Source organism: Rugamonas apoptosis, assembly GCF_014042355.1.
In the GTDB taxonomy this organism is placed as follows: Bacteria; Pseudomonadota; Gammaproteobacteria; order Burkholderiales; family Burkholderiaceae_D; genus Rugamonas; species Rugamonas apoptosis.
Map to the genome: position 1 here is coordinate 822889 of NZ_JACEZU010000001.1, position 11320 is coordinate 834208.

Annotated in this window: 11 protein-coding genes and 1 rRNA gene; 2 read left to right on the forward strand and 10 right to left on the reverse strand. The window is 64.9% G+C overall.

What is annotated here, in order from left to right:
- Positions 1-95 precede the first annotated feature (95 nt).
- A complete protein-coding gene (gene pssA / locus H3H39_RS03625) occupies positions 96-851 on the forward strand; it encodes a CDP-diacylglycerol--serine O-phosphatidyltransferase (RefSeq protein ID WP_182151973.1) in 756 nt (251 codons plus the stop codon).
- Between the two features lie 93 nt (positions 852-944).
- On the opposite strand, the gene H3H39_RS03630 is transcribed toward pssA, so the two are convergent.
- From H3H39_RS03630 to H3H39_RS03675, 10 genes are all read right to left on the reverse strand, one after another.
- Positions 945-1871 (reverse strand): aldo/keto reductase, encoded by a 927-nt coding sequence (locus H3H39_RS03630; RefSeq protein ID WP_182151908.1) that lies wholly within the window; start codon positions 1869-1871, stop codon positions 945-947.
- 189 nt (positions 1872-2060) lie between these two features.
- Positions 2061-3206: a D-alanyl-D-alanine carboxypeptidase family protein gene (locus H3H39_RS03635; RefSeq protein WP_182151909.1), complete on the reverse strand. Its 1146-nt coding sequence runs from the start codon at positions 3204-3206 to the stop codon at positions 2061-2063.
- 66 nt (positions 3207-3272) lie between these two features.
- Positions 3273-3926, reverse strand: a complete 654-nt coding sequence (locus H3H39_RS03640; protein ID WP_182151910.1) for an alpha/beta hydrolase — start codon at positions 3924-3926, stop codon at positions 3273-3275.
- A gap of 19 nt (positions 3927-3945) precedes the next feature.
- Positions 3946-4263 (reverse strand): (2Fe-2S) ferredoxin domain-containing protein, encoded by a 318-nt coding sequence (locus tag H3H39_RS03645; RefSeq protein ID WP_182151911.1) that lies wholly within the window; start codon positions 4261-4263, stop codon positions 3946-3948.
- A gap of 64 nt (positions 4264-4327) precedes the next feature.
- Positions 4328-5575: a VanZ family protein gene (locus H3H39_RS03650; RefSeq protein WP_182151912.1), complete on the reverse strand. Its 1248-nt coding sequence runs from the start codon at positions 5573-5575 to the stop codon at positions 4328-4330.
- An 18-nt stretch (positions 5576-5593) separates the two neighbouring features.
- A complete protein-coding gene (locus H3H39_RS03655; protein ID WP_182151913.1) occupies positions 5594-6205 on the reverse strand; it encodes an ABC-type transport auxiliary lipoprotein family protein in 612 nt (203 codons plus the stop codon).
- Between the two features lie 11 nt (positions 6206-6216).
- Entirely contained in the window at positions 6217-7155 is a 939-nt protein-coding gene (locus H3H39_RS03660; protein ID WP_182151914.1) for an MlaD family protein, read from the reverse strand.
- Between the two features lie 40 nt (positions 7156-7195).
- Positions 7196-8080, reverse strand: a complete 885-nt coding sequence (locus H3H39_RS03665; protein ID WP_182151915.1) for an ABC transporter ATP-binding protein — start codon at positions 8078-8080, stop codon at positions 7196-7198.
- Positions 8080-9195, reverse strand: a complete 1116-nt coding sequence (locus H3H39_RS03670) for an MlaE family ABC transporter permease (RefSeq protein WP_182151916.1) — start codon at positions 9193-9195, stop codon at positions 8080-8082. The genes H3H39_RS03665 and H3H39_RS03670 overlap by 1 nt, the downstream gene beginning before the upstream one ends.
- 63 nt (positions 9196-9258) lie before the next feature.
- On the reverse strand, positions 9259-10773 hold the full coding sequence (locus H3H39_RS03675; RefSeq protein WP_182151917.1) for a B12-binding domain-containing radical SAM protein: 1515 nt from the start codon (positions 10771-10773) through the stop codon (positions 9259-9261).
- A 436-nt stretch (positions 10774-11209) separates the two neighbouring features.
- Between H3H39_RS03675 and H3H39_RS03680 the strand changes: the two genes are divergently transcribed.
- Positions 11210-11320: ribosomal RNA gene (locus H3H39_RS03680) — 16S ribosomal RNA — on the forward strand; the annotation flags it as partial.

Consider the following 11320-nt stretch of genomic DNA (forward strand, 5'->3'; position numbering starts at 1 on the left):
CGGGTTAAAATAAGCCGCCGCCACTCCGGCGGCGCCCCCATCGTCGTGCTTTCCGGGATACGCCTGATTTGACTTCTTTACCACACCGTCCGCGCCTGCAGCGCGCCAAGTTCGCCCTCCCCAGTTTCGTCACGCTGCTGTCGATCGCCTGCGGCTTCGGCAGCATCGTCATTTCCGTCGACAACGCCTTCATCGGCAACGCCCACGATTACCGCCTGGCCGCCGTGTTGCTGGTGCTGGCCGGCGTGTTCGACGCGCTCGACGGCATGGTGGCGCGCGCCACCGGCACCAGTTCCGACTTCGGCATGCAGCTCGACTCCATCGCCGACGTGATGAACTTCGGCTGCGCGCCGGGATTGCTGCTGTACTGCTATGGTTTTGTGCAACTGGGCGCGCACCAGCCCACGCTGCTGCGCCTGGGCGGCATGGCCAGCTTCTTCTTCGTCGCCTGCGGCGCCTTGCGCCTGGCCCGTTTCAACGTCAACGTGGGCCGCACCGACCCGCGCTACTTCGTCGGCATCCCGATCACGGCCGGCGCCGCCTGCGTGGCGTCGGTGGTGGTGGCCTGGCCCGATCCGCCCACTAGTCTGTTGCAGGCCGCCTTGCTGGCGCTGCTGCTGTTCGCCGTCGGCGGCTTGATGGTGTCGACCATCCGCTTCCCCAGTACCAAGCAAAAGAAAAGCAAGGCGGCGCTGGTGCTGGTGCTGGTCAACCTGGCCTTGCTGGCCTGGTTGCAAAGCGTGTTCTTCGTGCTGTTCTTCGCCGTGTATATCGGCGCCACGCTGGCGCTGAACCTGGGCTGGAAGCTGGGTTGGCGCGGTATCGCGCCGCCGGCCGTCTACACGGACTGAGCGCACCGCAACCTGCACCCCCACACCGGGGTCAGCTCATGTGATCACGCAAGATGTGTGACGGCATGACCTGACCCCGGTTTGTTTTCCGCCTCAAGCCACCTCGTGGCCGCGCGCGGCGCGCAGGATCTCGAACCACTGGCTGGGGCTCAGGCTGAATTGCGTGGCGCGCACGGCGTCGACGATGGCTTCAATGCGGCCGCTGCCCGTCAGCGGTAATGGCCGCGATGGCAGTTGCATGATCCACGCGAACACCACGCTGGCGAATGGCTGTTGCAGTTCGTCCGCGATGCGCTGCACTACCGCGCGCACCCGCTCGCCCGCTGCGTCGCCGCCGCTGAACAGGCGGCCGCCGGCCAGTGGCGACCACACCATGGGCCGCACGCCCTGGTCCTGCAAGCCGTCGAAGGTTTCATCGAACATGGGCGCCACGTGCAGCGGCGAACATTCGACCTGGTTGGTGGCCAGCGCAATGCGCCGGTTCAGGCATTCGAACTGGTGGCGGCTGAAGTTGGAGACGCCGAAATGGCGTACCTTGCCATGCAGCCGCAGGCGGCTGAAGGTGCCGGCGATCTCGTCGAAATTCATCAGCGGGTCGGGCCGGTGGATCAGCAGCAGGTCCAGGTAGTCGGTGCCCAGCGCGCGCAGCGATTGCTCGACCGAGGCCGTGATGTGGGCGGCGCTGGTGTCGTAATGCTGGATGCTGTGTTCCGGCCGGGCCGGCGACACCAGCTTGATGCCGCATTTGCTCACCAGTTGGACCTGTCCGCGCAGCGACGGCTGCAGCGCCAGCGCTTCGCCGAACAGGGCTTCCACGCTGTAGTTGCCGTAAATGTCGGCATGGTCGAAGCTGGTCACGCCCAGCGCCAGGCAGCGCTTGATCAGGGTCAGGCGCTGCTGCGGCGTCATCTGCCAGGCATCCATGCGCCACATGCCGGCCACCACGCGCGACAGCGTGGGACCGTTCTGGCTGGTGACGGTGGAGGGGCAAAGCAGGCCGGCGGGCGGTTGGTAGTTCATGACGGTTTCTCGGACGGTGGGCGGGGAAGATTCAATACCGAATCGCAAGTAGTATTGTTACACGACTACTTGGCCCGAGTGCGACATTTCACCGATAAGCGGCCTCGACCGTTGCAAGCACCGCAGAGAGCAACATGCAATAACAAAAGTCCGCTGAAGCGGACTTTTGTTTGTTTGCGATGCGAGCGTTTATTTCAGCCAGAGGCGCATGGAATCCCAGGCGCGGCCGAAGATGGAGGCTTGCTCCACCGTCTCCAGCGACACCACCGGCAGTTCCAGCAGCGGCTTGCCATCGACCATCATCTTGAGCGTGCCAACGCGGCTGTTTTCAGCCAGCGGGGCCACCAGCGGGTCCTTGCGTTCCAGCAGCGGCTTCATCTTGCCGGCCACGCCCTTGGGCACGGTCACCAGCACGTCGTTCGGGAAGCCGATCTTGACGCTGCCCTTGGAACCTTTCCAGATTTCCGGGGTGGCGATGGCCTGGCCCTTGGAGTACAGCTTGACCGTGTCGAAGTTCTGGAAGCCCCAGTTGAGCAGCTTCTGGCTTTCCTGGGTACGGGCGCCGTCGGACGCGGTGCCCAGCACCACGGCGATCAGGCGGCGCTCGCCGGTGCCGTTGGGGCGGTGGGCCGAGGCGATCATGCAGAAGCCGGCGCCTTCCGTGTGGCCGGTCTTCATGCCGTCCACGGTCGGGTCCAGCCACAGCAGGCGGTTGCGGTTCTGCTGGGTGATCTTGTTGTAGGTGAAGCTCTTGACGGAATCGATCTTGTAGAACTCGGGGTAGTCCAGGATCACGCGCTTGGCCAGCACCGACAAGTCCTGCGCCGTCGAGTAGTTCTCGGGGCTGGGCAGGCCGTGCGGGTTGGCGAAGTGGGTCGAGGTCAGGCCCATGCGCTGCGCTTCGCGGTTCATCATCACCACGAAGGCGGACTCGTCGCCGGCCACGGCTTCGGCCAGGGCCACGGCCGCGTCGTTACCGGATTGCACCATCAAGCCGTACAGCAGGTCGTTGACCTTGACCGGGGTGGCCGGGTCGATGAACATCTTCGAGCTGCTGGTATCGACTTTCCACGCATGGGTGGAGACGTTGACCATCTGGTTCAAGTCCAGCTTCTTGTCCTTGACGGCGGCGAAGGTCAGGTAGGCTGTCATGACCTTGGTCAGCGAGGCTGGCTCGATGCGGGCGTTGGGGTCCTGCGAGGCGATGATCTGGCCGCTGGTGGCGTCCAGCAGCAGCCAGGATTTGGCGGCGATGGTGGGCGGCGGCAGCGTCTGGGCGACGGCGGCGGTCATCATCAAGACACTGGTGGCCAGTGCCGCGAATAATTTTTTCATGGGTGTGTTTCGGGTGTCTAAGTTGGGGGACGGGCGGCCTGGAACAGGCGCGCCCATTATAGTTGCTTAGGCCGCCGTCGCGGTGTCCTGTTCCGGCCGCGTGTGCCACAGCTGGTTGACCCAGCCTTTGATGTGCTGCAGCTTGCGGTGGAAGAAGTGGTCGGCGCCGGGAATCACGATCACGGGCAAGTCTTGCGGGCGGGCCCAGTCGAACACGTCCTTCAACGGGATGGTTTCGTCCAGCTCGCCGTGGATGACGATGGAATCGGCCGGCACGTTGGCCACTTCCCATTTGCCGGCCGCCGTGCCGATCAGCACCAGGCGCTCGGCCGGGGTGCCGGCCGCCACCAGTTGTTCCTGCAGGCGCGCCATCACGAAGGTGCCGAACGAGAAGCCGGACAGGGCCACGGGCAAGCCCGGGTAGCGCTGCTGCATGTAGGCCAGCAGCACGGCCATGTCGTCCGTCTCGCCGTGGCCGTGGTCGTGCTCGCCTTCGGAGGCGCCCACGCCACGGAAGTTGATGCGGGCCGCCACGTAGCCGAGGCCGACAAAGGTGCGGGCCAGGGTCTGGGCCACTTTGTTGTCCATGGTGCCGCCGTACAGCGGGTGCGGGTGGGCCACCAGCGCGATGCCGCGCGGCGCCTGTTTGGGAAAGTCGATCAGGCCTTCCATCTGGCCGGCGCCGCCTTGCAGCGTGAATTTTTCAGAGTTCTTGTTCATGTGAATCAAATCAGGGAGTTCAGATTTTCAAACGTTCCACCACTTTGCCGTTCACCAGATGGCTGTCGACGATTTCATCGATGTCGGCGGTGTCGACGTAGGTGTACCAGGTGCCTTCGGGGTAGACCACCAGCACCGGGCCTTCGTCGCAACGGTCCAGGCAGCCGGCCTGGTTGATGCGGACTTTGCCGGCGCCGTTGATGTCCAGTTCCTTGCAACGCTTCTTGGCGTGTTTCTGGGCCGCGATGGCGTTGTGGTCGCTGCAGCAGGGGCGGCCGTCGTCGCGCTGGTTCACGCAAAAGAAGACGTGGCGTTGGTAATACAGGTCGTCGCTCATGGCAGTCTCGTGTTGGTTGACAGCCGCTATGATACCCGCGATCGCGGCCCCATGCGGGCCGCCGTCACGTCCGTTGCTGGCCGTGCGCCGGCAGCCACAGGTACCAGACCGTGAAGAACGGCCACAGCAGCGACAGGAATTGGGCCGCGCCGTTGAAGTTGAGGAATTTTCCTTGCACCCAGGTTTGCAGCGTGGCGACGAAATACGGGTTGGCCGGCGTGGTGTTGACGATGAGCAGGCTCAGCAGCAAAGTCAGGGCCGCCAGCCGGCGCTGGGCCGCGTGCGGCGCGAACGCGAGGCCGGCCAGCATGATGGCGCCGATCAAAAAGCCCCCTTCGGCGCCCGGCGTGACCCACACGAAGGCGTTCTCGGGCGAGAACAGCAGCGCCGTCGCCAGCGCCTTGACGACGACGGCCGCGCCCACCAGCGCCGCCACCAGCGTGGCGCGTGGCGCCGGGCGGCGCAGCAGGCACAGCAGCGTGAGCGCCGCGCCCACCATGCCGCAGGCCGTGATGATGGTTTCGGACAGCCAGTATTGTTCCACCGTCAGCGTGGCCACGGGGCGCAACCAGGCGCCCAGGTCGATTTCCGTGTCCAGCAGCTCGGACAGCCATTCGGACAGGATGGGCAGCAACTGGCCGTGGCCGAACAGGAAGCTTTGCGGGTAGATCTGGGCCAGCGGCCACAGGGCCAGCAGCACCAGGCCCTGGCTGGCCTGGGGCGCGAACCAGCGCCGCCGCAGCCGGTACAACTGGCTCTGGTCGAGCAGGCGGCGCACTGTCAGCACGCCGATCAGGGCGCCCAGGCTGCAGCCGGCCGCGTTGGTGTAGAAGTCCAGGTTGGACGACACGCGGCTGGGCAGATAGGTTTGCACGGCTTCCATCAGGCCCGATAGCAGCACGCCGCTGGCGCTGGCCAGCAGCCAGGCGGCCAGCCGCGTCACGCGCGGGTAGAGCGCGTACACGAGCAGGGTGCCCAGCGGGATGTAGCCGATGACGTTGGTGATGGCGTCGAACTTGGTCCAGTAGCGGGGCAGCTCCACGTGCTCCAGGAAGATCAGCGGCGACAGCCCGTGGTTCTGCCAGCCCGAGAAGGGATACCAGCTGGCGTACACGATCAACAGCACATAGGCCAGCAGCGCGGCGCGCGCCAGCGCCGAACTGCGGCCGGGCGTGGCGCCGGACACGGTCGCCGGCTCCGGTGCTTGCGCCTGTGCTTGCGCCGATACTTGCGTCGGTACTTGAGCAGGTACGGGTGCCGGTTCTCGTGCCGGTGGCGGATTGGCCGCTGGTGGATCGGTTTGCTGCGTCATTGCTGCGCCATTGCTACGTTATTGTTGCGGCAGCGTGGCCAGCCACGTCAGCAGGTCGGCGGTCAGCGCGTCGCTGGCGTCGGCCAGCGCGTGGGCGCCGCCGGCCGCGTCGGCGCTGGGTGCCGGGCTGCTGCGCTGGAAGGTGCGCTGGTCCACCAGCCGGTGGTTACGGAACAGCGAGGCGCGTACGGCCAATGCGCCGCTGCTCTGGGTGGCGCTGGTGAAGTTCTGGGCGAAATCATCCAGTTCCAGGCGCAGCATGGGCGCGCCGCTGCCCACGTCGGTCGAAGTCAGCACCTTGACGCCAGCCTGCGCCAAACGCGCCTTGATGCGCTGGGTCAGCAACTGCGGCGGGGTGCTGGTCCACTGGTTGTAGGCGTAGGGGCGGGCCTGATGCGCATCCGCGTACAGCAGCCGGTATTGCATGCGCTCCGAGTCGAGCGCTGGCGGGCCGTCCACGTCGGCCACGATCAGGGCCGGCAGCGGCGCGGGCGCGGTGGCGGCGCTGGTTTGCGGCAGCGGGCCGAAATCGTACAGGGTGGTGGCCGTGCGGCCGCCGCTGGCGCAGCCGCTCAGCAGCAGGGTGGCGGCCATTGTGACCATAGTGGCCAGGCGGGAAGGGTTGGTCATCGCAGGGTTCCTCATTTGGCCGGTGCCGTAAAGCCGTCCTCGCCGGGGCCGGGCTGGGTGCCGGGCGCGCCGAACAGCAAGCTTTGCGGACGTTCATTGAGCTTGTTCATGGTGTTCTTCAGGGCCCGCATCGACGAACGCGATTCGTCGGTGAGCGAGATCACGTGCGGCAAGGCGTCCATCTCGACGCCGCTGGTGACCGCCTCCACCGACAGGCCGACCCGGTCCACCGTGCCGCTCATGCGCGCCAGCGGGCCGTCGGGCGCCTGCAGGCTGGTGGTCAGGCGGCGCGCGTCGTTGGCCAGTGCGGTCACCGATTGCAGCGCGCCGTGGGCCTGGTCGGCCAGCGCGGGCAGGCGGTCTATGGTGGGCTGCAGTTGTTCCGGCAGCGCGCCGTAAGCCTTGGCGGCCGTGCTGATGTCGGTGAAGGCGGACAGCATCACGCGCTGGTTGGCAGGGCTGAGCAAGGCGTTCAGGCGGTCGGCCGCCTGTTCGGCCTGGGACAGGATCTGTTTACCCCTTTTCTCCAGCTGGTCCAGCAGGCCGGGACGCAGCGGGATGCGGGCAGGGTTATCGACGTTGGTGCCCAGCAGCGGCGAGCCCACCTTGTCGTCGTCCAGCTGGATGTAGGCGATGCCCGTCACGCCCTGGTAGCCCAGCGTGGCGAAGGTGGTTTTGGTGATGGGCGCGTCCGGGTTGATGCTGAGGGTGACGAGGATCTGGCCGGTCACCTTGGGATCGAAGCCGATGCTGGCCACTTTGCCCACCTGCAGGCCACGGTAGCGCACCTGCGCTTGCGGGTTCAGGCCGGGCACGGGCTGGGTGGTGGCCAGCTGGTACGGCACGCGCTCGATGCGGTCGCGGTTGAACCAGAGGCCGAACAGCACCGCCGCGATCACCAGTGTGATCGTGAAAAAACCTGTCATGAGTGCGTGCGATCTGTTTTCCATGGATGCTCCGTTGCGTATTCAGTGTCCGCTCAGTGTTGACTCAGTGTTTGATTTCTGGCGCGCCCTTGGGCTGTGGCGGGGACGTGTCGAGCGCTTCCAGCGCGCGGCGGCCGCGGTCGCCCAGGAAGAACTCCTTGATGAATGGGTGGTCGATCTTCAGCAGCTCGCGCGTGGGGCCGATGGCGATCACGTGTTTTTCGGCCAGCACGGCGATGCGGGTCGACAGCGCGAACAGTGTGTCCAGGTCGTGCGTGACCATGACCACCGTCAGCCCCAGTTCGCGGTGCAGCGATTTGATCAGGGCCACAAAGCTTTCCGACAGGTCGGGGTCGAGGCCGGCCGTCGGTTCGTCCAGGAACAGCAGCCGCGGCTCCAGCGCCAGGGCGCGCGCCAGCGCCACCCGCTTGATCATGCCGCCGGACAGGTCGGACGGCATCTTGCCGGCGTGCTCAGGCCCCAGGCCCACCATATTCATCTTCAGCAGCACCACGTCGCGCACCAGGTCTTCCGGGATCTTGTGCAGTTCGCGCAGGGGCTGGGCGATGTTCTCGAACACGGTCAGGGCCGAGTACAGGGCGCCTTGCTGGAACAGCATGCCCCAGTGGTTGCGCAGCTTCTGCAACTGGCTCGCATCGACTTCGCTGATGTCCTCACCGAACACGCGCACGCAGCCGCGCGCGGGGCGTTCCAGTCCCAGCATCTGGCGCAGCAGCACGGTCTTGCCGGTGCCGGAGCCGCCCACGATGGACAGGATCTCCCCCGCTTGTATGGCCAGGTCCAGATCCTGGTGCACGACGGTGCGGCCGAATTTGGTCCACAGGCCCGTGATCTCCACCACCGGCACGCTGCCATCCAGTTTCAGCACGCCCGTGTTGGGCGCGCCGCAGGAGGACTCGGGAGATGGCGCTGGCTGGTTCTCGTCCATCAGTACCCCACGCCGTTGAACAGGATCGCGAACACGGCGTCGGCCAGGATCACGACGGTGATGGCGGTGACCACCGAGGTGGTGGTGCCGCGCCCCAGGCTTTCCGTGTTGGGCTTGATGCGCAAGCCGAAGTGGCAGGCCACCAGCGCGATCAGCACGCCGAACACGGCGCCTTTTCCCAGGCCGATCATGTAGTTCGCCAGCGGCACGGCGTCCGGCAGCTTCTCGATGAAGTAGTACGGCGACAGGTGCAATTCCACGTTGGCCGACACCATGCCGCCGATCAGCGCCATGACATCAGTCCAGATCACCAGCAGCGGCATGCAGACGGCCAGCGCGATCACCTTGGGCAGGATCAGGCGGAAGCCGTGCGAGATGCCCATCACCAGCATGGCGTCCAGTTCCTCCGTCACCCGCATCACGCCCAGTTGCGCCGTGATCGAGGAACCGGAGCGGCCGGCCACCAGGATGGCCGCCAGCAGCGGACCCAGTTCGCGGATGATGCTCATGCCCAACAGGTTGACCAGATAGATATCGCCGCCGAAATTGCGCAGCTGCTGGGCCGACAGGTAGGACAGCACCACACCGATCAGGAAGCCGACCAGCGCCGTGATGCCCAGCGCCTGCGGGCCGGCGTGGTAGATGTTGGCCGAGATTTCGCGCCACGGGCCGCGCAGTGGATGGCGCGCGAAGCGGCCGATATCCTGCGTCACGGAGCCCACCAGCGAGATCACGCCACGCAAGTGGGCGAAGAACTTCAGCATGGCGAAGCCGAGCACCATGACGGAGGTCAGGCGCTGTTTGCGCGGGGCTTTCAGTTCCAGATTACCGGCCGCCTCCAGCCGTTTGAAGAATTCCTCCTGCCCCGGCGCCAGCCGCAGCGCCGCGGGACGGGCCTTGCCCCAGGCGTTCCAGAGTAATTGGGCGCCGATGTGGTCCATGCTGTCGATACCAGTCAAGTCCCATTGGATATGGGCCTTGTCCTTCAGGGAATTGAGCTGGCCGGTGAGGGTATGCATCGCGCCGCCCAGCGCGAGTGCGTGGACTTGCCAGGTGCCGGTGGCGGTGGCGGCGCTGGAATCGAGAGTGAGTGTGGGCTCTTGGACGGAGGGCATGACGCCAGTTTAAGGGAGTTTGGGCGGGACCGCCACCGCTGATCCCGCCGGCCCTGCGTCTTATCAGGCCGCCAGGTGGCGCGCCTGGCGCTGCGGCGCCGCCGTTTCGGCCCGCGCCGCCGGTGTGTTGGCGGCCGCTGGCTTGATGCGCGAGCCCGATTCGTTGCGGCCGGCGTAGTCGCTGGCCAGCAGTTCGTCGGCCGCCGCTTTACTCATGCCGCGTGTCTGCAGCCATTTCGACACCATCGCGGCAAGGCGGTCAAGGGCGATGCGGTGAGTGGCGTCCGTGTTCGCATACAGCCAGTCGGAGAAGTCCATGAAGTGCTCGAACGCCGATTCGCCCAGCAGCACTGGTAGCGTGTGCGCGAAGCGGCCGGAGTTGGCCACCAGGTCCCAGTAGCGGGCGAAGCGCACCAGGCGCTGCATGGTGGGGAAGTCGATGTCCTTGTTGGCCAGGATAGTGTAGGGCGCATACGGCTCGAACACCAGGCCGTATGCTTCCGTATGGCGGATGATGGGTGTGCCGCGCAGCCGCTTCAATATGCCGAACTGGATCTCGTGCGGATGGAGCGCCCACAGCTGGTTGAAGCCGCGCGCGAAGCTGGCCACGTCTTCACCCGGCAGGCCGGCGATCAGGTCCACGTGCATGTGGGCGTGCGATTGGGTGGTCAGCCAGCGGATGTTGTCGGCCGCTTTCTGGTTGTCCTGCTTGCGGCTGACCAGCGTCTGCACCGCGGGATTGAAGCTCTGGATGCCGATCTCGAACTGCAGTGCGCCGGGCGGGAACTTGCTGATGCCTTCCTTGAGCGCGTCCGGCAGGTGATCGGGCACCAGTTCGAAGTGGGCGTAGACCGGGTCGTCGGGATAGGCGGCCAGCTTGTCGAGGAAGAACTGCATGATCTTCAGGCTGGTCTTGATGTTCAGGTTAAAGGTGCGGTCGACGAACTTGAACAGGCGGGCGCCGCGCGCGTGCAGTCCTTCCAGCTCGGCCAGGAAGGCGTCCAGGTTGAATGGCCAGGCTGTCTTGTCCAGGGCGGACAGGCAGAATTCGCACTTGAACGGGCAGCCGCGCGAGGCTTCCACATAGATGGTGCGGTTCTTGATGTCGTCGTCGCTATAGAGCGAATACGGCAGCTTGATCTCGGCCATCGGTGGCTGGACGCCGGCATGGATCTTCATCAGCGGCTTGGGGCCGTTCAGGATCTCGCCGCACAGCTTGGGAAAGGTGACGTCGCCCCATCCCGTGATCAGGTAATCGGCCAGCTGGACAATCTGCTGTTCGCCCGGCTCGTGCGATACCTCCGGCCCCCCCAATACGACCACCACCTGCGGCGCCACGCGCTTGAGCATGGCCACGACCTTGGTGGTTTCTTCGACGTTCCATATATAGATACCGAAACCGACGATGCGAGGCTGCCGGGCCAGGATGCGTTCCACGATTTCCGTCGTCTTCGCACCGATCACGAATTCCTGCAGCTTTGTTTGTTCCTGCAGCGGCCCCATGTTGGCCAGCAGGTAGCGCAGACCCAGTGAGGCGTGGGTGTAGCGGGCGTTGAGGGTGGTGAGCAGGATAGTCATGACAGGCGTGCGAATCGGTGAAACCGCTATTTTACGCTGCCGGCCTTGTCAGCCGCGCCGCCCTTTGCTATAGTTCGCCTCCCCGCAAAACGGCGCGTGCAAATGCGAGTTGAACGGGGCGGAAGTTAGGGGTTGACGAAACGAACTAAACGCTTCATACTCTTTCTTCTTCGCGGCTGATAAACAAAACGCTTTGTCAGAAACGCCGCAAGCAGTACCGAATAAGTTCTTTAAAAATTCACAGTCGATAAGTGTGGACGTTTGATGGAAGTGCACACGAAGCCAGTCTTCGTGATACTTAAAATATCAAATGTTCACAAGAAATAAATGAAATAGGATACTCGCAAGAGTAGCCTGTCAGTATTTTGAGTGAGCGAATTCGGACCAATGGGACGAATTCGGCGGCAGCAATGTCGTCGACAAACAAACAGAGATTAAACTGAAGAGTTTGATCCTGGCTCAGATTGAACGCTGGCGGCATGCCTTACACATGCAAGTCGAACGGCAGCGCGGGGCAACCTGGCGGCGAGTGGCGAACGGGTGAGTA